Annotated in this window: 19 protein-coding genes; 1 reads left to right on the top strand and 18 read right to left on the bottom strand. The window is 54.7% G+C overall.

Features of this window, described 5'->3' with window-relative positions; genetic code table 11:
• Positions 1-643 precede the first annotated feature (643 nt).
• Positions 644-814, bottom strand: coding sequence for a CxxH/CxxC protein (locus OCY70_RS24765; RefSeq protein ID WP_006678705.1), 171 nt, complete (start codon positions 812-814; stop codon positions 644-646).
• Positions 815-941: 127 nt separating this feature from the next.
• Positions 942-2186: a S1C family serine protease gene (locus tag OCY70_RS24760; protein WP_213429283.1), complete on the bottom strand. Its 1245-nt coding sequence runs from the start codon at positions 2184-2186 to the stop codon at positions 942-944.
• Between the two features lie 266 nt (positions 2187-2452).
• On the opposite strand from OCY70_RS24760, the gene OCY70_RS24755 reads away from it, so the two are divergent.
• Positions 2453-2659: a hypothetical protein gene (locus OCY70_RS24755; protein ID WP_006678707.1), complete on the top strand. Its 207-nt coding sequence runs from the start codon at positions 2453-2455 to the stop codon at positions 2657-2659.
• Here the strand turns inward: OCY70_RS24755 and OCY70_RS24750 are convergent.
• The 16 genes from OCY70_RS24750 to ssb form a co-directional block, all read right to left on the bottom strand.
• Positions 2631-3452, bottom strand: a complete 822-nt coding sequence (locus OCY70_RS24750) for an MBL fold metallo-hydrolase (protein ID WP_213429282.1) — start codon at positions 3450-3452, stop codon at positions 2631-2633. The genes OCY70_RS24755 and OCY70_RS24750 overlap by 29 nt on opposite strands.
• Positions 3449-4195 (bottom strand): two-component system regulatory protein YycI, encoded by a 747-nt coding sequence (yycI, locus tag OCY70_RS24745; RefSeq protein WP_213429281.1) that lies wholly within the window; start codon positions 4193-4195, stop codon positions 3449-3451. The genes OCY70_RS24750 and yycI overlap by 4 nt, the downstream gene beginning before the upstream one ends.
• A 54-nt stretch (positions 4196-4249) precedes the next feature.
• Positions 4250-5557 (bottom strand): YycH family regulatory protein, encoded by a 1308-nt coding sequence (locus OCY70_RS24740; RefSeq protein WP_213429280.1) that lies wholly within the window; start codon positions 5555-5557, stop codon positions 4250-4252.
• On the bottom strand, positions 5554-7407 hold the full coding sequence (walK, locus tag OCY70_RS24735) for a cell wall metabolism sensor histidine kinase WalK (protein WP_213429279.1): 1854 nt from the start codon (positions 7405-7407) through the stop codon (positions 5554-5556). The genes OCY70_RS24740 and walK overlap by 4 nt, the downstream gene beginning before the upstream one ends.
• A complete protein-coding gene (gene yycF / locus OCY70_RS24730) occupies positions 7408-8142 on the bottom strand; it encodes a response regulator YycF (protein WP_213429278.1) in 735 nt (244 codons plus the stop codon). It abuts the gene before it with no gap.
• 253 nt (positions 8143-8395) lie between these two features.
• Positions 8396-9928, bottom strand: coding sequence for a peptidoglycan DD-metalloendopeptidase family protein (locus tag OCY70_RS24725; protein ID WP_213429277.1), 1533 nt, complete (start codon positions 9926-9928; stop codon positions 8396-8398).
• 378 nt (positions 9929-10306) lie between these two features.
• Positions 10307-10972, bottom strand: coding sequence for a spore coat protein (locus OCY70_RS24720; protein WP_213429276.1), 666 nt, complete (start codon positions 10970-10972; stop codon positions 10307-10309).
• A 156-nt stretch (positions 10973-11128) separates the two neighbouring features.
• A complete protein-coding gene (locus OCY70_RS24715) occupies positions 11129-12412 on the bottom strand; it encodes an adenylosuccinate synthase (RefSeq protein ID WP_213429275.1) in 1284 nt (427 codons plus the stop codon).
• Between the two features lie 175 nt (positions 12413-12587).
• Positions 12588-13943 (bottom strand): replicative DNA helicase, encoded by a 1356-nt coding sequence (gene dnaB / locus OCY70_RS24710; RefSeq protein WP_197256933.1) that lies wholly within the window; start codon positions 13941-13943, stop codon positions 12588-12590.
• A 1-nt stretch (position 13944) separates the two neighbouring features.
• Positions 13945-14388 carry a 50S ribosomal protein L9 gene (gene rplI / locus OCY70_RS24705; RefSeq protein ID WP_197256935.1) on the bottom strand — a complete coding sequence of 148 codons (444 nt, stop codon included), beginning with the start codon at positions 14386-14388 and terminating at the stop codon, positions 13945-13947.
• Positions 14385-16343 (bottom strand): DHH family phosphoesterase, encoded by a 1959-nt coding sequence (locus OCY70_RS24700; RefSeq protein WP_213429274.1) that lies wholly within the window; start codon positions 16341-16343, stop codon positions 14385-14387. The genes rplI and OCY70_RS24700 overlap by 4 nt, the downstream gene beginning before the upstream one ends.
• Before the next feature lie 11 nt (positions 16344-16354).
• Complete coding sequence (locus OCY70_RS24695; RefSeq protein ID WP_249725343.1) at positions 16355-17290, bottom strand: DUF2232 domain-containing protein; 936 nt, start codon at positions 17288-17290, stop codon at positions 16355-16357.
• Between the two features lie 118 nt (positions 17291-17408).
• Positions 17409-17831 carry a CBS domain-containing protein gene (locus OCY70_RS24690; protein ID WP_213429272.1) on the bottom strand — a complete coding sequence of 141 codons (423 nt, stop codon included), beginning with the start codon at positions 17829-17831 and terminating at the stop codon, positions 17409-17411.
• A 118-nt stretch (positions 17832-17949) separates the two neighbouring features.
• Positions 17950-18927, bottom strand: a complete 978-nt coding sequence (locus OCY70_RS24685; RefSeq protein ID WP_213429271.1) for an LCP family protein — start codon at positions 18925-18927, stop codon at positions 17950-17952.
• A 621-nt stretch (positions 18928-19548) separates the two neighbouring features.
• On the bottom strand, positions 19549-19824 hold the full coding sequence (gene rpsR, locus OCY70_RS24680) for a 30S ribosomal protein S18 (RefSeq protein WP_006678722.1): 276 nt from the start codon (positions 19822-19824) through the stop codon (positions 19549-19551).
• A gap of 20 nt (positions 19825-19844) precedes the next feature.
• Positions 19845-20339 carry a single-stranded DNA-binding protein gene (gene ssb / locus OCY70_RS24675; RefSeq protein ID WP_213429270.1) on the bottom strand — a complete coding sequence of 165 codons (495 nt, stop codon included), beginning with the start codon at positions 20337-20339 and terminating at the stop codon, positions 19845-19847.
• Positions 20340-20354: the final 15 nt, after the last annotated feature.

Below are 20354 nucleotides of genomic sequence, written 5' to 3'. Positions count from 1 at the left end.
CCCGCCTTGCCTGTCCCATCGCCTCAGGGGTCCATACCGCCACTTCTCGGAACAACTCTCCTTTGTTTTTCTCTTAACCTCTCTTTTCATCGGCATCTTGACTCTGACGGGACTATCCCACCCGCTCAGATCCGGTCCGCCAGCTTTCATATCCTCTAAATCAGAGTTAGTAAGTATGACCCTGAACCAATGGGAGACTGAACAAAAGGGCTGCTACCCATTCCCCTTCCAGTTTCGCGTCCTTCGCTTCACCTTCACAACTTGTCTATCCGAGCGTACAGACCATTCTCTCCCTTGGGCAATCCAAACCCCTTTTTGATGTAAGTCTGAACTATGGGGATAATGGCCATAAGCACAGACAAACATCCCTCGTCCGCTCTCGAACTTACGGCATGTCCCCGCATATTTCCCTTATCCACTTAACCATCCGGGGCAACCCGCAAGCAGCATCATCCGCATTCTGCCGTGTTGTGGATAACCGCATTTGCCCTTTCCGGTAGCATTATCCACATGTGGACAACCTTCCTCCGGTTCACTTATCTCGTTTATCCACAGCGATGCTCACAAAAAAACAAGGGCCGCCGACCTCCCGGTTCAGCGCCCTTGCTCTTCCGTGCTGCGCACGATATTCTTCTCCTGTCCTTCACACGATAAGAAATTTGGCCTCCTGATCGCAATTCATGCAGCATTTGACCGGCTTCTCCCAATCGCTGAATTCGACCTCGTCCAAATCGACCAGATCGGGAGCATCCTCATACTCATCTACGAATTTATCGATTGCCAATTCTACGTGTTCTTTACAGACGACATACATGCATGTTCCCTCTTTCTTGCCTAACCTGCTGTCAGTATTGGAAAAGTCATTGCTCCGGTTCCGTTTGCGCCCCCAACGAATTCAAATCGCCGCGGACATGCACCGTTCTCTTGTCATTGTGTCCTGATTAGTCCGGCTTATCCGCCAATATCACCTTTACCGTCATAAGCACGCCGTCGCGGTAGAAATGAACGTCCATGCTATCGCCGATATGCTTCTTCTCATACAAATATTTGCGCAGCTCCAGAGTCGAGCCGATCTCCTGCTTATCGAACCGGACGATAACGTCGTTCAGCTTCAAGCCGGCCCGCTTGGCGGGGCCTGATGACTCCAGGACGATGACGCCCTCTCTCACGTCCTTCGGAAGACGAATGTCATCGCGCTGTTCCTCGGTAATCGGCGCGTACGGATTGTTCACATCGAGCGTATAGACGCCGAGGTACGGCCGCACGACCTTGCCGTCCTCCATAATCCGATCGACCGTCTCCATCACTTCATTGATCGGAATCGCGAAGCCCAATCCTTCCACGCCCGTGGTCGCGATCTTCATCGTATTGATGCCGATCACTTGGCCGTCAAGATTGACCAGCGCCCCGCCGCTGTTGCCCTCATTGATCGCGGCATCGGTCTGAATGACCGTCTGCTCCCAGTCGTATACCCCGTCCTGGTTCAGCGACACCGGAATCAGCCGGTTCGTATACCCGACGATCCCGGCCGTCAGCGACCCGCCGAAGCCGAGCGGATTGCCGAGGGCAATGACCGTCTCCCCGCGCCGAATCGTGCGGGAATCGCCAATCTCGGCTACCGCCGTCACGCCGGCGGCGTCAATTCGGAGTACCGCGACGTCCATGACGCGGTCCTTGCCGACGAGCTCGGCGTTCTTCCGCTGTCCGTTGTCCAGCACGACCTCCAATTCGTCCGCGCCTTGAACGACATGCTCGTTCGTCAGCACATACGCCTTGCCCCCATCCTTCTTGAAAATGACCCCGGAGCCGAGATTCATATCCTGCGCCACGCCGTCTTCATCGCCAATCTGCTTCTGCTTGTTGACCATGCTGACGACGGCCGGACTGACCTTGTCCGCAGCCTGGACGATCCGCTCGTAAGGATCGCTCGCCATCGCATTGCCCGCCACGGCCACGGCGGGAGAGCCGGCCTCTCCGGATCCGGTAATCCAGCTGTACAGGATGACGGCGACGAACGCGCTGATAATCGAGCTGACGACGGCGACCTGCACCGTCGACCACTTGCCGCTTCCTGACCGTCTAATGCGCTTCCAGCCTTCACGGGGAGCCTTGGTACGCCGGTACCATCTGCGCTCGATCCGCCGTCTCACCTTCGGTGAGAAAAAATCATCCTCAAACAAGCTCATCCGAACCCACTCCCCTCAACCCGGGCTCTCGCCACGTTCGGCTGCTGCTCCGACTCTATGCATCCTACTGCCCATTACACAGGAATGCCAGGCTTTCAAACGGTCAACACTATATATGAGATGCCTGCAGCGGACAGTTCATGCGTCAGGCATGTCATCATTTCGTTTCCTCGTACATATTCTATCATACATCGTTCTCGTTGAGAGAAAAGAGACGGCATTGTAACTCTTTACCATCCTATTTCCTTATGAAGGAGGAAATGCACATGAAAACAGCCTCTTCCGCTTGGTCGGACGTCAATATTGTGGGGCAGCTTGCCGATTTGAAGGAAGACCAGTACCGCCTTACGCTCGCCTTGTCCACCTTAATGGAGCTGCTGGTCGAGAAAGGGCTCATCACCGATGAGGACATCGCGCGCAAAGCGCATGAAGTCGATCGATGGCTTACCGACGAACCGGAGACTTCCCGGTGACCGTATCCCATGCCGTGGGCCGGTCATAATACGTATCTTTCAACTGGAACTCGCTCTCTTTGAAAAAATGGCCCTTGCTTTCCATCACGTCCTGCACCGTCATCCGGGCCAAATCCTGCATGTTGTGATCCAGGCTCAGATGCGCCAAATATGTACGGCGCGTGTTGCCGGTGACGACCTCGCACAGCGCCTCGCCCGCCGCATCGTTCGACAAATGGCCGAGATCGCTCAAAATGCGCCGCTTGATGTTCCATGGATAACGCCCGACGCGAAGCATCTCGACATCATGGTTCGACTCCATGACGAGCACATCGGAATCGATGATCGCGTCACGGACCTTATCGCTCATATAACCCAAGTCGGTCGCAACCGACAGCTTCGTCTCCCCCTCGAAAAAACGGTATGCTACCGGCTCGGCCGCATCATGCGAGATGCCGAACGACTCCACGCGCAGATCGCCGAAGTCGCGGGCTTCGCCGGTCTGCATGACGATGCGGTTCTCCTCCGCGATATTGCCGACATGCTTCTCCAGCGCGGCCCACGTTTTCTCGTTGGCATAGATGGGCAAATCGTATTTCCGCGCAAACGCGCCCAATCCTTTGATATGATCCGAATGCTCGTGCGTGACGAAAATCGCGTCGATCTGCTTGCCGGAGAGTCCCTGCTCCTCCAGGAGCTGCTCGGTCCGCTTGCAGCTCAGACCGACGTCGATCATCACCGTCGCGCCGTCATTTTGGATCACGGTCGCATTCCCCGTCGAACCGCTCGACAACACTGAAAATCGTAAACTCATTTCTCGCTCTCCTTCTTTCCCGCTTGCGAACTGTCCACCGCTCCATTCATCGCATTGACGTAGTACACCTCGCCATTTTCGAGCAAAATCCGCCAGGAAGGCGCCGCCACCTGGGTATCTGCATCGAAGAGCTGGCCATGATAGCCCAACTGGATATCTTTCACGACCGAGCCGGGCGCCAGCACATTGTCGATTACGCTCTGCAGCGCTTTGGACGCGGACAAAATTTTCTGCTCCTGATTGACCTTCGGCTCGATCAATTCCACATATTGCTGACGGTAGGCCGTAATCTTCTGGCTGCGGGTGCTCAGCTCAAGCGTTACCTCGAATATCGGCAGCCCGTTCGCCAGCCGCTGGTGCAGCAGGAAGGTATCGACGCTTCCGCTGAACGAATCATAGCGATACATTTCAATATGGGGAATCTCTCCCTGCAGCCCGCGCACCAGATCCTTCTCCGAGAAAATGATGGTGCTGTCCTGCGGATTCTCCAGCGGCACGGGTTCCGGATCGCGGCGGACGAACCGGTACGTAATTTCCCGCAGCGCCGGGGTTTCCGCCGGTATTTTAGCCGTAACCTGAATTCTCTTCAAGTCCATCATCTGGCGCGTCTCCTCGGACAGCGACGTCCAGTCTAGATCGGAATGGAGCTGCTCGCGAATATCCTGCCACAGCTGGTAGCCGAGCACAATATTCAGCAGCAGGAACGCGTATATCAAAATATTTTTGGCCCGACTCCAATCCATGGCGATCCTCCTTTGCGCTTCATGATCCCGGTTCCGCATCGAGCGGACTTCGCCCTATTCCAGCAGCGTCGTCGAGCCGTCATTGAACTTCACCTGCCACGTAGGGACCAAGTGAATCGTCTCCTTGCTGTAATGCGGCACGTAGACGGGATCGACGCTGACGATCTCATTCAGCCGCCCGAGCGCCTTCAGCTTGCTCAGCAAGGCATCTCCGGCCGGAAGCTTCCGTATCTCCTTCTCGGCGGACCGGTTGAACAGCTGAATGAGCGAACGCTCGTAATTGGTGACCGTTCCTTGCTGGATCGTCACCTGCATATAGCCGAAATGGAATTCCGGCGTGCTGATGACCGGGTATGAGCCCCAATACTGCTCGAACCGCATGACGACTCCCCGTTCATTCGCGCCGCCGTACAATCCGGCCTGTCTCTCGTTCGGACCTGGCAGCGTGAAGCGGTATTTCCCGTTCCACCCGCCATGCTGGTTGATGAAGCGGACCGCCGATGTGGCATCCGCCGCGATATCCTGCTTTCCTTCCGTCGTCACCGCCGGATCGGAATAGATAATCCAATGCTCTCCCCGATTGATCTCCAGACCCCGCTTGGCGTCGGTATAAATTTCAGAGTTACCGGCGACGATATTTTTCGTCAAAGTAGGGTCGAAGAAGAGGCTGCGCTGCATCTGCTCCACCGTAATCTGCTCGTACGGCAGCTCCACCTCCACTGCCTCCAACGGCTCCTCGGGCATGTAGAACATACCGCCAACCATGCGGTACGGCGTCCAGGTGCGGCCGAATTCGACCTGCTGCGTAACATCCTGCACCGTAAGATCGGCCCGTGTCGATTCATAGACCGCGTCTCCCTTCGCATTGAAGAAGAAGACCCGCACCTCGTTCGACTCGGGATTAGCATACAGCCATATCCGCTTGATTGTCTCCTCCAGGAAGGTGGTGTCATCCCCAAGCGGGAATACCCGCTGCAGCAGCTTCGCCGGAACCGGCGAGTTGAATCTCAGCTCGATCCCTTCGTTCTGTTTTCGAACCCGTTCCCATTCGACCGACGAGACCGGACGGTATTGGAAGCCGTCATACGTCCGCCCCTGCAGGCGCTTCATGATTATATTGTAGAACGTTGTCCCCGGATACAGCATCGCATGCTTGTCTTCTCCCAGATGAAGAATCATCTGTTCCGGAAAGACGAGGTTTTCAAGCCGTTCCTCCGGTCCGAGCGGTTCCGTTTTGATATAGTCGCTGGACGTCTTCTTCTCGAAATTGTAATTCGGCATGCTGTACATCAGGAAGAAGCTCTGAAGGAGACTAAGCAGCACAAGCACGGTGAGCAATATCGTCTTCAGCCGCTCGATCATACGCTTGGGTCACTCCCTTCGGCCGATACCGGAAGGGTGAAGGTCACCTTCGTGCCTTCATTCCATTCCGACTCGATTCGGATATCCCCGCCATGCGCCCGCACAATTTCCCGGGCAATGGACAACCCCAGACCGGTTCCTCCCATATTTCTCGATCGCGCCTTGTCGACGCGGTAGAAGCGTTCGAAAATACGCTCCAAATCCTTTTGCGGAATGCCGATTCCGTTGTCGCTAACGTTCACCTCAACGCTCGGCTTATCTTCCCGGAAGAGGGCGGACAAGGTAACCTCGCCGCCATCCGGCGTATATTTCAATGCATTCGACACGAGATTGTCGAGCAGTTGATCAATCTGATCGCGGTCGATGACGACCGGAATATTGGTTCCCTCGACCGAGGCCTTGGCCGTAATCCGTTTCTTGCGGAACTGGAAGGAGAAGCGGTCCAGCACATCCTCCAGCATCTCGGCAATATCGGTCGGCTGCTTGCGCATAATCGCCTGCTTCGAATCAAGCCGCGACAGATGAAGCAGATCCGTCACGAGCCGGATCATCCGTTCCGTCTCATTGCGGATGACGCCGACGAAGCGCCCGGACAGCTCCTTCTCCTCCAGGGCGCCGTCCTCCAGCGCTTCCGCATAGCTCTTGATCGTCGTGAGCGGCGTGCGCAGCTCATGCGACACATTCGCGACGAATTCGCGGCGCGATTGCTCCAGCTTCTCCTGCTCGGTCACATCCTGCAGGACGACAATCGAGCCGGTCATGCCTTCGCCGCGGCGGTGAATCGGGGTGAACGAGACCCGCAGCACCGTATCGCCGCCCGGCTGGGCCGCATCGCCGTCTGCACGCGCCGGGAGCAGCATCCCGTTGTTCTCCCCGCTGACGAGCTGCTCGACCTGCGGAGCGGGAATGCTGAGCAGCCCGGCGATCGACCGGCCCAAGGCATCCGCCTCCCGAATCCCCAGCATAAGGCAAGCCCGGCGGTTGACGAGAATGACTTGTCCCGCTTCGTCCGTCGCGATAACGCCGTCGCTCATATTGGTCAGAATAGAAGCCAGCTTCTCCTTCTCTTCCTCATTCGCATTGAGCGCTTCCTGCAGCCTCCGCGTCATATAGTTGAATGCCTCGCTGAGCTGTCCGATCTCGTCCGTGCCGAGCACCGGGACTTCGCCACCGAAGTTCCCCTCCGCCACTTTCGTCGCCTGCTTCGTTATCTCCTTGATCGGCTGCGTAATCGTATGGGCGAGAATGATGCCCAGCACCGCCGTCAAGCCGAGCGCGATCGCCATCCCGGAGAAGAAGATGCGGTTGATTCCGTTGATCGTCTCGTACAGCTCCTTCATCGAGGCGACGATATACAGGGCGCCGACCAGCTTCCCGTTCGAGTAGACGGGCTGCGCCACAATCTGCTTGCGCACGTTTTTGTCGTCGATGACAACTTCCTCGTTATAGCTGATCCCCTGCAGCGCGCGGTTCACGACCGGCTCCGTATTTTTGCGTCCGACATATTCCGTGCTCGTCTGCGAGGAGGTCGTCAACACCCGGCCCGTCGCATCCAGCACCTGAATCTCCATGCCGTTCATATTGATGAAGTTGCGAACGAACCGATCGATCTCTTTAATCGTATTCGGATTGTCTACCGTCTCGTCGCCCTTCAATGTCTGGCCCGTATAAAGAGACAGCAGCCCCGCCGTATTGCGCAGATCACGGGAAAAGTTCAGCGTCAACGAATTCTTCATCGAGCTGACGAAGTATACACCGATTAGTTGCATCGCGATCAGAATGAGCAAGACGTAAATAATGATCAGCTTCGCTTGAATCGTGCGAAAAAACCGGCCGATCCCCCGCTTCATTTAGAAGCCCCCGTTACGCGGGTTGCGCATCATATAACCGAGGCCCCGCCGCGTAATGATGTACTCCGGCTTGCTCGGATCATCCTCGATCTTCTCGCGCAGTCGGCGAATCGTCACGTCTACCGTACGGACATCGCCGAAATACTCATATCCCCATACCGCCTGCAGCAGATGCTCCCGGGTCATGACCTTGCCTGCATTTCGAACCAGATAATGAAGCAGCTCGTACTCCCGGTGGGTCAGATCGAGCATTTCCTTGTTCTTGTACACGACATACATATCGGTGTCAATCAGCAGCTCATGCAGCCGCATGCCTTGCTTCTCGCCGTTATCCGTGCCCTGCTCTTCGGCCGCCGCTTGAGCGGACGCCTTGTTCTGCCGCCGCAGATGCGCCTTGACCCGCGCCAGCATCTCGCGCGTGCTGAACGGCTTCGTCACATAATCGTCAGCGCCCATCTCCAGCCCGAGCACCTTGTCCAGCTCCGTATCCTTCGCCGTCAGCATAATGATCGGCATATGAAGATGCTGTCTGATCTCCCGGCACACATCCATTCCGTCCTTCACCGGCAGCATCAGATCGAGCAGGATCAGGTCCGGCTTCTCCGACAGCGCGAGCTCGACCGCCGTACCGCCGTCGAAGGCGCAGATGACCTCGTACCCTTCCTTTTCCAGATTGAATTTGAGAATATCCGCTATCGGCTGCTCATCATCCACCACGAGAATTTTGCCGTGCATGAAGCCACACCTCTCTCTATCTTGAAAATGTCCCCTGTTATGATTCGTTCCAACTTGTCATGTATCGATAGAATCAGTTCATACGATCCGTGCCCCTCTATATTACCATATTTGCCGGCCCATCCCGAATGTCAACCCCAGATTGGACAAATTTAATAAATTATTCTTCGCCATACGCCTTTGTTCCGGCTCTGCCATGGATGCACCAAAAAGAGGCGGGAGTGATTCTCCCGCCTCGGTATCGTTTAAACAATTATAAGTATTTTAAAGGATTCTGGACCTCATCGTTCACATGAATCTCAAAATGAAGATGCGTGCCCGTCGAATTGCCCGTATTGCCCATCACGCCGATATCTTGTCCCTTCTCGACAATATCGCCGACATCGACGTTAATGGAGTTAAGATGGCCGTACAGCGTCTTGTAGCCGTTGTTATGGTCGACGATGATGGCATTGCCATAGCCGCTCTTCTGTCCGGCAAAAATGACGACGCCTTCGTCCGCTGCCATGATCGAACGGTCGGACGATACGAGATCGATGCCTTTATGCGTCCGGCCCCAACGGCTGCCGAAGCCGCTTGTCAGCGTAGCCCCGTTGACGGGCCAATCGAAGGTGCCTGTCCCCTCGCCGCGCACCACCTTCGTCCCGCGCAAAATTATCTCGGGAACGGAAGGCTCGATCACCTCTTGCTCAATCCACTCTTCATGAGTCAGCTTGCCGTTATCCTTCGTCAGTCGGTACGACATCCGCTTCAGACCCTGCTTGCCCTTGCGCACGACCTTCGATTCGCCTGCGCGCATATCCGGATCCTCCTTGATGATCCGCTGCGGCTCCGTCACCAAATATTCGCTATACGCTTCTACGGTCTTCACCGTTATCATCGGCTTCGCATCGGTCAGATCCAACTTTTGTCCCGGCTTCAACACTTCTTCCCCGACGTTCGGATTATTGCGGTAGATTGTTTCCAGCGGCACATTCTGCTTTTTGGCGATCGAAGAGAGCGTATCTCCCTCCTTCACGGTATACTGGACCGGCTTGGTGACGCCGGTCGTCAGCATCCGGAGCGCCTCCTCCGGCTCCAGCACCTGCTGCGGATCGGTATTGCTCTCGTCCAGGCTTATCCGCTCGCGGAACTCGACCGACTCCACCCGGGACATCGCCTTCGTCGCATTCGCGGAACGGACCGGCGCGGACAGCACCTTAACCTCCTTGGCCGATGTGCCCTTGCCCGCCTTTCCGGAATACTTCGACTTAATCTGGGCAAGAATCTTCTCCGCCGTCGCTTCATCCTTCACGATGCCGATGCTCTTGCCGTTCACCTTGAGCTGGACGCCAGCCGCATACGGCTTCAGCGTACTGTCCAACTTGGCAATCGTCTCTGCCGTCGTCGGCTTCGCCTTGAAGCCGGTATCCGGCTCTGTACGAATATTCTTCGTGTCGAGCTGGATATGGGCATTCGGATATTTCCCTTGCTCTTCCTGCTGCTTCTTCGCATAGAACGACTCCAGCTCGTCCAGACTGGAGACCGTTCCTACCCATTCATTATTGTTATATACGTGAAAATACGCTACCGTATTCGCTTGAACATAAGCGGTTCCGCCCCAGATCGATGCAGCGATAAGCGCTGCGCCCCCCAGAGTCAGACCAAGTTGCTTCCGGTGAACAGCGATCCACTGTTGGGCGGATTCCGGCATCATCCGACGCCACGCTGTCTTCCATTGTTGCCACCGGCTGCCTGAGACCGAATTCTTCTCATCCTTCCGGTGATCGCTATCGTAACGTTCCATGTCAGTCTCCTTTTGCTTCACATCTGATATCAAGACTTCTGCGCCGATTACAACGGGACATCGAACGGTGGCCATGCAAGCCTGTACGCGACGTACTAGCAAGGCTCGATTCCCTGTATCCGTATCCATTCTGTCTATGCATCATGCTGTGGACCCCGACAAATGGTTAAAGTTTTGTCATCTTTTTTCCACCTTTAATACTGTAACATAGGTCGGAAGAACAATGCAACTGACGAAAAAAATGGGCAAAATTAAGGAGATTTTCGATTTTAAACGAAAAAACACGGCTATGGCGCACCTGCTATGCAAGATGCGCCGTAACCGTGTTTTTTATTCATGATTGGCACGCTGCCGGCCTTGCATTAAGCCAGCGAAGAGTTAAGGCGTTCCTTCCGGGGCATCCGCTTGGCCATTCGCCTCGGATGATGAGTTCAGCTCCTCCGCCTTGTCTGGCTTGCCCTTCAACCATTCGAGCATCTGCCCATATTCTTCATCATTCAAATACTTCGCCAAAATCTGCTCGGCTTCCGTCAGCTCCGCCGCCGTCAGGCCGTCCTCCATCAAGGCAGACAGCCGCTGCATCTCCTCCTGGGGCAGCTTCTTCATCAAGGTGGCGAATAGCTGCTCCTTATCGGATGCCGGTATCTCTTCTTTATTGCGGGACAGCGCGTCCGGGGAGATGACGACCCGCTCCCTCTCTGCCGCCTCGGCAGAAGAGATTCCGCCCATCACAGGCAGCGCTCCGTCACCCGGATCCTCCTTCGGCGGATCGGTTCCTTTCTTGCCTGCTGCCGGCGCTTGCGGACTCTGCGGCGTCTGCTTGCTGCCGTCCGGCTGCCCCTTGCCTCCGCCTCCGAACAGCTCTCCCCACATCGTCGCGAGCGTGAGAGAAGGCCGCTCTATCGGAATCTGGAACGTGTTCAACGCCGATTGAATATAGCGATCGACGACGACCGCTGTCGTGGCTATCGTAATAAAGCCGGATAATACGCTGACCGTCACGATGATGGCGATCAGGCGGATAATGCGTAGCGTCATGCGCATAATAATGCCTCCCAGCCAACTACCCGTCCGTCTAGCAATGGAAGAGAGAACGGATAGAGTTGCAAATGTGTTACTGCTTAGTATGCCCACATATGCGCAAAAAAAACCGGCCGTTCCTCTCGGGAACAACCGATTATCATCAAGTGTTTTCATGTATTAGCGGTAGATTGGACGAACCTGGTTCGTCTGCTCGCGATTGCGTCCGACCGAAAAGATCGAGATCGGAATGCCTGTCAGCTCGGATACCCGCTTCACATAGTTGCGGGTGGTCTCCGGCAGCTCTTCCATTGTCTTGCATTGCGAGATGTCTTCCGTCCAGCCTGGCATTTCCTCGTAGATGGCTTCGCATTCCGCGAGCATGTTCAAGTTCGCCGGATAGTGCTCAATCACCTGATCGCGATATTTGTAAGCCGTGCAGATTTTGACCGTCTTCAAGCCGGTCAGCACGTCCAGCGAGTTCAGGGACAATCCGGTAATGCCGCTTACCCGGCGGGCATGGCGCACGACGACGCTGTCGAACCAGCCGACGCGGCGCGCGCGGCCGGTAACGGTGCCGTACTCATGGCCCGCTTCGCGGATGAAGTCTCCCGTCTCGCAGTTCAGCTCCGTCGGGAACGGACCGTCGCCTACGCGTGTCGTATAAGCCTTGGCGACGCCGATAACCTCTTCGATCTTGGACGGTCCCACGCCCGAACCGATGCAGACGCCGCCTGCCGTCGGATTCGAAGACGTAACGAACGGATAGGTGCCTTGGTCGATATCGAGCATGACGCCTTGCGCCCCTTCGAACAGCACCTTCTTGCCGGCATCGATCGCGTCGTTCAACACGACGGAAGTGTCGACGACATACTTGCGGATCGCATCCGCATATTGCAGATATTCGTTGAGCGTCGCTTCAATATCCAACTCTTCGCCCCCGTACATTCGGATCAATTCGTTCTTCTCTTTGGCGAGATGGCGGAATTTCTCTTCGAATACGTCCTTGTCGAGCAAGTCGACGATGCGAATGCCGTTGCGCGCCGCTTTGTCCATATAGGCAGGGCCGATCCCTTTGCGGGTCGTCCCGATTTTGTTCGGTCCTTTGCGTTCTTCCTCCAACCCGTCCAGCACCATATGATATGGCATAATGACATGCGCCCGATCGCTGATGCGGAGATTGTCGGTCGAGAAGCCATTTTCATGAATATATCCAATTTCTTCGATTAACGCCTTTGGATTGACCACCATGCCGTTTCCGATGACACAGATTTTGTCCTTGTAGAAGATGCCGGATGGTATCAGGCTCAGCTTATACTTTTTATTATTGATTAGGATCGTGTGCCCCGCATTGTTACCGCCTTGATATCGCGCCACTACATCTGCGCTTTCGGCGAGGAAATCGGTGATTTTCCCTTTTCCCTCGTCACCCCATTGGGTTCCTACGACGACTACTGTAGACATTTTCATACCCCCGTCGGGTGTTCACACACCAATATTCGCTGCATTCTTCGGAAGGCAGCATTTTAAGTGTATCAGCGTTGGAAGACGAAGTCAATAAAAAAGCGAACGTTACGTACCGCCCATATATCAATGTTCGGAAAAGTAACGCTCGCACGTTATGAATCCCATTAAATGTCTATCCTGCAGGCATTTCCTGATGATTGCGTTCGTAGCTTACAAATTTATTGAAATTTTTGAGGAAGACGAGCTCGACGGTTCCGACCGGGCCATTCCGCTGCTTGGCGATAATGATCTCGATGATGTTCTTCTTCTCGGTATCCTGATTGTAATAGTCATCGCGGTACAGGAACGCGACGATATCGGCATCCTGCTCGATCGAACCGGATTCCCGCAAGTCGGACATCATCGGACGCTTATCCTGACGCTGCTCCACGCCCCGGCTCAGCTGCGAGAGGGCGATGACAGGCACTTCCAGCTCCCTGGCAATCTGCTTCAGCGTCCGGGAGATCTCGGATACTTCCTGCTGCCGGTTCTCTCCCGGCTTGCCGCGCCCGTGAATAAGCTGCAAGTAGTCAATCAGAATCATGCCCAGCCCGCGCTCTTTTTTCAGGCGCCGGCATTTCGCCCGGATATCGGCAACCGTTACGCCCGGCGTGTCATCGATATAGACTTCGGCCTCGGACAGCGCCGCAATCGACATCGTCAGCTTCTCCCAATCGTCGTCCTCCAGTTGTCCTGTACGCAGGCGTCCGGCATCCACGTTCGATTCCGCGCAGATCATCCGCTGAACGAGCTGTGCGGCGGACATCTCGAGACTAAAGATCGCCACCGTCTCCTTCGCCCGCACGCCGACATTCTGGGCAATATTGAGCGCGAACGCGGTCTTCCCTACGGAAGGCCGGGCCGCCACAATAATGAGGTCGCTTCGCTGGAAGCCGGACGTCATCTTATCCAGATCGGGGAATCCCGACGGAATCCCCGTCGTCCCGCCCTGATGCTGGCTCAGGAATTCGACCCGCTCATAGACATCCATTAGCACATCCTTGATGGCGATGAAGCCGCTGGACGAACGGCGATTCGATATCTCCAGAATCCGCCGCTCCGCATCGCTCAGCAGGCCGGAGACGTCATCGCCGCCGGAATAGCCTTCGCTCACGATCTGGGTCGCGGTCCGAATAAGGCGGCGCATCATCGACTTCTCTTCGATGATCTGCGCATAGTAATCGACATTGGCCGCCGTCGGCACCGCGTTGGCCAGCTTCGTCAGATACGAGATGCGGCCGACATCCTCCAGCTGCTGCTTCGCCTGCAGCTTGGCGGTCAGCGTAACGAGATCGACAGGCTGATTCTCCTCGCCGAGTTCAATCATCGCCTCGTAGATCATTTGGTGAGCCGGATCGTAGAAGTCCTCCGGCTGGATCCGTTCCATTGCCGTAATCAGGGCTTCGGATTGCAACAGAATCGCGCCGAGTACCGCTTGTTCCGCCTCCAGATTTTGCGGCGGAATTCGATCAACGAACAAGTCGTTCATCTTATTCCTCCGTGACGTGAACCTTCACTGTCGCCTTTACATCCGGGTGCAGCTTTATGGTTACATTCGTATAGCCGAGTGAACGAATCGGTTCGTCCAGTTCGATCTTACGCTTATCGATTTTGAGCTTCATTTTGCTGAGCGCTTCCGCGATCTGCTTCGTCGTAATCGCCCCGAACAGGCGCCCGCCTTCTCCGGCCTTCGCCTTCAGCGGCACCGTCGTCTCATTCAAGGTCGCAGCGAGCTTCTCCGCATCGAGCTTCTCTTGCTCCTTGCGTTTTTGTTCCGATTTATTCTGCTGTTCCAGGGTCTTCAGATTGCCTTCCGTCGCCGGACGCGCAAGTCCCTGCTTGAACAGGAAGTTCTGCGCATATCCTTCGGAGACTTCCTTGATTTGCCCCTTCTTGCCTTGTCCTTTAACATCCTGCAACAAAATGACTTTCATTCGAACAACCCCTCTTCCGCATCAATTTCTTCGAGCACGCGTCTCAGCTTGGCCTCCGCTTCCTCGAGCGGACACGCCAACTGCACGGCCGCATTGGTCAGATGGCCTCCTCCGCCCAGCCGCTCCATCACGACCTGGACATTCATCTGCCCGAGCGATCGCGCGCTAATCCCGATGAGTCCGTCCGGACGTTCGCTAATTACGAACGATGCCAGCACATCGGTCATATTCAACAGCGTATCAGCTGCCTGGGCGATGAGCAACTGTGAATATTTGCGTCCCGGCTCCGTTACCGCGAGAGCGATATGCCCATACAGCATTTCCGCGCGCCGGATAATCTCGGCCTTCTCGATATATTCATCGAGATCCTGCTTCAATACGCGCTGCACAAGCAGCGGATCGGCGCCTTGGCGGCGGAGGAAGCTAGCCGCATCGAAGGTGCGCGACCCGGTCCGGAGCGTGAAATGCTTCGTGTCCACCGTGATGCCCGCCAGCAGCGCGGTCGCTTCCAGCATGCTCAAGTTAATCCGATTCTGGATATATTGCAGCAGCTCCGTGACAAGCTCGGCCGTGGACGACGCATACGGCTCCAGATAGACAAGCACCGCGTCGTTGATGAATTCCTCGCCGCGCCGATGATGATCGATGACGACGATCCGTTCCGAGCGAAGCAGCTTCGGCTCCTCCACCAAGGAAGCTTTGTGGGTATCGACCACGACGACGAGGCTGGCCTCGGTAATCATCTCGACCGCTTCGCCGCGGGTAATGAACCGGGACCATAGAATCTCGTCCTTCCGCAGCTGGTCCACCATCCGATCGATGGACGGATTGCTGTCCTCCAGCACGATATACGCCTCGACTTCGAGCATCCGGCACGCATGCAGCACGCCGATCGCCGAACCGATCGCATCCGTATCCGGCACTTTATGCCCCATAATGAACACCGCGTCGCTCTGCTGGATGAAGTCGCGCAGCGCATGCGCGATGACGCGAGCACGCACCCGCGTCCGCTTCTCGACCGCGTTCGACTTGCCTCCATAGAAAGACAGCCGCTGGCCCATGCGGACAGCGACCTGATCCCCGCCCCGGCCTAAAGCGATATCCAGGCTCGACTGAGCCATCCGGCCGAGCTCGGCAATGCTGTCCGCTCCGGCCGCAATCCCCATGCTAAGCGTAACCGGGAGCTTATTGCCGAACAGCACCTCTCTCACTTCATCCAGAATCACGAACCGCGTCTGTTCCAGCGCCTTCAATGTCTGAACATCCATAACGAGGAAGTACCGCTCCGAAGAGAGCCGGCGAATCAGAATCCCATTCTCTGCCGCCCATTCCGTAATCTGGCCGGCGACCCGCGCGATGAGCCCGGTCCGCTGCTGGTCCTCCATCCCCTGGGTCGACTCTTCCAGATTGTCCATAATGACCGTTCCTACCGCGATGCGCTCTTCCTCGTACCGCTTGCGCAGGGTCCAGATGTCGGTAATGTCCGTGAAGTAGACGACGCGCTCCCCCGGCACAATATCCGCATGGACGATGCGACCGCCGATGAACAGCTCCTGGGAGTGCTCCAAATCCTTGCCGGTCTGAAGCTGAGGGAAGACCTCTCCCAGTTCATCGCCGACCAGGCCGTCCTGCTCCACAAGCTGCGCGACATAAGGATTATGCCATTCGATAGTCCGGTTCTCGCTATAGAGGAGAATGCCGTAGGGAAGATCGACGATGGCGCTCTCTCCGGCCCGCTTGACGCGGAGCCCCAGCGTGGTCAGATACAATTCGGTCTCTTGCCGGAATTTGCGTTCCGCCGCCAGCGAAGCCACAGCCAATGCGGCGATGCCGGCGAAGGCAAGTAAGCCGACCATCCAGTTGTAATAAGCGAGGACGCCCGTGACCACGACGAGCAGCACGAACATCCAGATGATATGCTTGAAATACCAGCGTTGGAACAACATTTTAGGCATAGCTTCTCACCCTACGCTTTTGGCTTGGACATGGCCTGCCGCAGCGGAAAGGCCAGATCCACGATTCCGATAATTCGCAAAATGCCATGGAGCAATGGCACAAAGATGACTGCAATGGTGATAACGACCGGAATAGCCCTGTTCCATTTACGCGAATGCGCCAGGAAGAACAGGAAGCCGATGCCCTGCACCATGAAGGCGAGTTGAAGCAGCGGCACCAGGTTGATCAAGATCAGGGTCAGGAAGCTTCCTGACGACTTCTGCACGATCAGATCGAGGATGATCGTAATTAAGTAATACCAGATTAAGGCCCGCGGCAGCATCCATTGCCGCACCGGCTTCAGCTTCTGGACCGCGATCCCCTGGGCAGTGAGCAGCGCCCGGCTAATGGCATACGTAATGGTGCCCATATAGAGCGCGCCGATAATCAGCATGAACGGGATCATCTGGCTGAGCAGGATGACGAATTGCTCCTTCATCTCCTGGGTCAGATCCGCCGGGAACAGCGTCGTCTGCTGCAATCCTGCCATGCTCTCGTTCATCAGCGTCATAATGTAATGATACACGTTGAAGTCGAATGCCAGCTTGGCGAACGCCAACAGCAGCAGGGATTCCACGAGGAATGTGGCCGTTCCCGCTACATATACGTTCAAGGCCGGCCGCTTCTGCTTGAACATATGACCGAATACGATTCCCGGAATCATAAAATATACACCCGTCAGCACGCCTACCATCCCTAAGCTGCCGAGCAGAACATACACAAGCAATAACAATGCCGCCCCATGCAGAATAAATCCGCGCAGGGATTGTGTTGCGTAGAGCATGACAAACGGCACCGCCATAACACTCATCGTCAACACCTGAATCGGTTGTAGGATGGATAATAACAATACGAGCGCCGCAACCGCCCATGCTAACGATGACCAGCGATATTTCAACCTATTCACCTCTTGAGAAGCTCTTCTTCCCTCTTGGTTCTATTCCGTTCGTTACGCAAGAACCGGGGCTAACTTCCTTATTTTTTCCCTGTCCCCAATAAAACCGTCATTCTTGATTATACCATATTTAGTTGATATTCATGGCTTTCGACGTGAACTGCTCGCAATATTCAATAATTTGACTGCGCCGGACAATGCCGATGAAGCGGTTCATATCGTCCACGACCGGAACGAAGTTCTGCACCTTGGCCAAGTTGATCAGATCCTCCATATTCGAATCGATGCGCACGGTTTTATGACGGACATTCAAGGGCACATCCTTGAGCAAAAAGCGCGATGCGTTCTCGAAGGTGATGCTCCCATTCGAATTTTTCATATGCCACAGCAGGTCTCCCTCGGTAACCGTCCCGACGAATTCCCCTTCGTCATTCAATATTGGCACGGCCGTATAACGATGATGCTCCATTTTTTCCAAGGTTTGACGCAAGGTGGCGCTCACCGTCAAACATACGACTTCATGTTTTGGTGTCAAGAAAAAAGCAATATTCATCCGCGTGGTCTCCTCCTCATGTCAAGCAGGGGCCATTTTTCTCCCTAAGATTAAATTAACACATTTCCCTTATCAAAAACAAAGAGTCAGCCGCAATCACGACTGACTCCTATCCGTTTTAATCTTCCTTCACTTCGCGCGGCTCCATCAGATCGGCCTTCTTCGTGTTCGGATCCAGCCAATTATCAAGCAGCTTCTGCACATAATCCATATCTTCTTCATCAACCATATAATACCATACATTGCTCATCATCTTGCCGTCGCCATGCAGCATGTAGCTGCTGATTTGCGGCGTATCCGACTGCGTGAACATCGTCTTCGCCAGGTCAATCATGAATTTAGGACGAATATCGGTCGAGAAATTATCACCCATAATTTGAATAAGTTCAGGAATTCGCCCGATTTTGTCCATTTCGATTGCCCGGTGCATGATGGCGTTCAAGAAGGTGCGGTGCCGCATCGTCCGGTTCATGTCGGAATCCTCGCGATAGCGGACGTAGTATAATGCTTCCTGCCCATTGTAAATTGGCTTGTTCGCCTCGATCCGGAATTTCTCGTGGTTCGGATCCTTGTTCACAATGTCTTCCTTGATCGGGAGCTCTACCCCATCCAGCGCGTCGACGACATCCTTCAAGCCCTGAAAGTTAATGGTCGCGTAATGATCGACTTTATGCTTCAGAAGGTTCTCCACCGACTCCATGCTCATTTTCGCTTGCCCGTATGCATAAGCATGGTTCAGTTTCGTTTCGAACCCTTTGCCGATAATTTCGGTGTACGTATCGCGTGGAATCGACAGCAGCAGAACTTTATTGTCTTCCGGCCGCACGACGGAATAAATGATGGTGTCGGAACGCCCCACTTCATTGCCGCGGGCGTCAATCCCTAACAGCAACACCGAGAACGGCTCGGTAACCTTGCGGATAACTTCCTCTTTACCTTCAATCGGTTTGTACGAATTCTCCAGTGTTTCCTCCACATGCCCCGACAGGAACATGTCGAACGCCAAGACGGCGATCTGCTTGCGGAAGAAAAACCCTCCGAATCCGATGATGGCGATGACCAGGAAGGCTATCCACCATTTTTTATATTTTTTCATGCTATCAACTTCTTCCTTTTTAATGAATTTGTAGCGCCCTGCCCGCTGCCCTGTTTTCTCTTTGCTGTTCTTTCTTGGGCAAGTTCTTTGGCCGCACCCCTTTGCCGGATGATTACACAACTGGATCAACAAATGAAACATCGCTTCTTCCCGCCGCGTCTTCCCCATAAGACGCAATCCGCGCGATGCATTCCTTTAGCATATTATGCTCCCGGACACGCCCTTGATGAATGGCGCATCCTGCCGATCGACACTCGGTTCAACCCGGCTCCCTCTTCCCGGTCGAGCCAAGAAGTTGAAGCCGCCTTCACTTCATGTTCGGCTTACCCCTAGTTGCTCATGGTCCGATTTTTCTAATTTATAGGCTGTCGCATGAGTGGAGCCATGAGGTATTGCATTGGATCTTACCATACATTTTCGAATTACAGAAAACAACAAGTTTTATTTTACATGTATTTGACCAAAAAATAAAATACAGATTGGTCACATTTTTGGTGTAAATATTGAAAATATGGGGATAATTAATGGATTTTTAAGGGGAAATTTGCGATTTTTTTGCGGATAGACATGTAAATGAAGACATAAAAACAGCCGGGTTGATGACCCGGCTGCTCTCTTGTATTACTCGGTTGTGTATGGCAGCAACGCTACTTGACGGGAGCGTTTGATCGCTACAGTCAACAAACGTTGATACTTTGCGCTTGTTCCTGTTACACGGCGAGGCAGAATTTTACCGCGCTCGCTGATGAATTTCTTCAACAGATCCGTGTCTTTGTAATCGATGTGCGTAATTTTGTTCGCAGTGAAGTAACATACTTTACGGCGCTTGTTGCGTCCTTTACGGCCGCCAAAACGACGCTCAGGGCGTTCGCCGCCTTCATTTTGCTTGAAGCTCATTCCATTCAGTCCTTTCCCTATTAAAATGGCAAATCATCATCAGATATATCGATCGGTCTGCCGTCGTCAGAGAATGGATCCGCTGCCGGACCGCGGGACTGGCTAGAGCCTCCTCCGCCATATGGCCGCGAGTTATTGTTCGGCTGTCCGCCGCCATAACCTCCGCCCATATCGTCACGTCTTCCTCCGCTGTCGCGGTTGGACTCCAGGAATCGCACATTATCGGCGATAACCTCCGTAACGTATACGCGCTTCCCTTCATTGTTGTCGTAACTGCGGACTTGGATTCGGCCTTCCACGGCCGTTAGCCGACCTTTGCGCAAATAATTGGCGCAAGTCTCTGCCAACTGCCGCCATGTGACCACGGGAATGAAATCCGCCTCCCGCTCGCCATTCTGGTTCGAGAACGGACGATCGACCGCCAACGTAAATTGCGTCACAGCAACTCCGGATGGCGTATAGCGCAATTCAGGGTCACGGGTTAGACGACCAATCAAGATCACGCGATTCAACATGTAATCCCCTCCTTC

This window comes from Paenibacillus melissococcoides (genome assembly GCA_944800085.1).
GTDB classification, from domain to species: Bacteria; Bacillota; Bacilli; order Paenibacillales; family Paenibacillaceae; genus Paenibacillus_B; species Paenibacillus_B melissococcoides.
Note: the sequence above shows the minus strand (reverse complement) of the source record. Positions and strands in the feature narration are given on the sequence as shown.

Coding starts and splice junctions, on each gene's coding strand:
- OCY70_RS24765 (WP_006678705.1), bottom strand. CDS start 814: ATGTATGTCGTCTGTAAAGAACACGTAGAATTGGCAATCGATAAATTC.
- OCY70_RS24760 (WP_213429283.1), bottom strand. CDS start 2,186: ATGAGCTTGTTTGAGGATGATTTTTTCTCACCGAAGGTGAGACGGCGG.
- OCY70_RS24755 (WP_006678707.1), top strand. CDS start 2,453: ATGAAAACAGCCTCTTCCGCTTGGTCGGACGTCAATATTGTGGGGCAG.
- OCY70_RS24750 (WP_213429282.1), bottom strand. CDS start 3,452: ATGAGTTTACGATTTTCAGTGTTGTCGAGCGGTTCGACGGGGAATGCG.
- yycI (WP_213429281.1), bottom strand. CDS start 4,195: ATGGATTGGAGTCGGGCCAAAAATATTTTGATATACGCGTTCCTGCTG.
- OCY70_RS24740 (WP_213429280.1), bottom strand. CDS start 5,557: ATGATCGAGCGGCTGAAGACGATATTGCTCACCGTGCTTGTGCTGCTT.
- walK (WP_213429279.1), bottom strand. CDS start 7,407: ATGAAGCGGGGGATCGGCCGGTTTTTTCGCACGATTCAAGCGAAGCTG.
- yycF (WP_213429278.1), bottom strand. CDS start 8,142: ATGCACGGCAAAATTCTCGTGGTGGATGATGAGCAGCCGATAGCGGAT.
- OCY70_RS24725 (WP_213429277.1), bottom strand. CDS start 9,928: ATGGAACGTTACGATAGCGATCACCGGAAGGATGAGAAGAATTCGGTC.
- OCY70_RS24720 (WP_213429276.1), bottom strand. CDS start 10,972: ATGCGCATGACGCTACGCATTATCCGCCTGATCGCCATCATCGTGACG.
- OCY70_RS24715 (WP_213429275.1), bottom strand. CDS start 12,412: ATGTCTACAGTAGTCGTCGTAGGAACCCAATGGGGTGACGAGGGAAAA.
- dnaB (WP_197256933.1), bottom strand. CDS start 13,943: ATGAACGACTTGTTCGTTGATCGAATTCCGCCGCAAAATCTGGAGGCG.
- rplI (WP_197256935.1), bottom strand. CDS start 14,388: ATGAAAGTCATTTTGTTGCAGGATGTTAAAGGACAAGGCAAGAAGGGG.
- OCY70_RS24700 (WP_213429274.1), bottom strand. CDS start 16,343: ATGCCTAAAATGTTGTTCCAACGCTGGTATTTCAAGCATATCATCTGG.
- OCY70_RS24690 (WP_213429272.1), bottom strand. CDS start 17,831: ATGAATATTGCTTTTTTCTTGACACCAAAACATGAAGTCGTATGTTTG.
- OCY70_RS24685 (WP_213429271.1), bottom strand. CDS start 18,927: ATGAAAAAATATAAAAAATGGTGGATAGCCTTCCTGGTCATCGCCATC.
- rpsR (WP_006678722.1), bottom strand. CDS start 19,824: ATGAGCTTCAAGCAAAATGAAGGCGGCGAACGCCCTGAGCGTCGTTTT.
- ssb (WP_213429270.1), bottom strand. CDS start 20,339: ATGTTGAATCGCGTGATCTTGATTGGTCGTCTAACCCGTGACCCTGAA.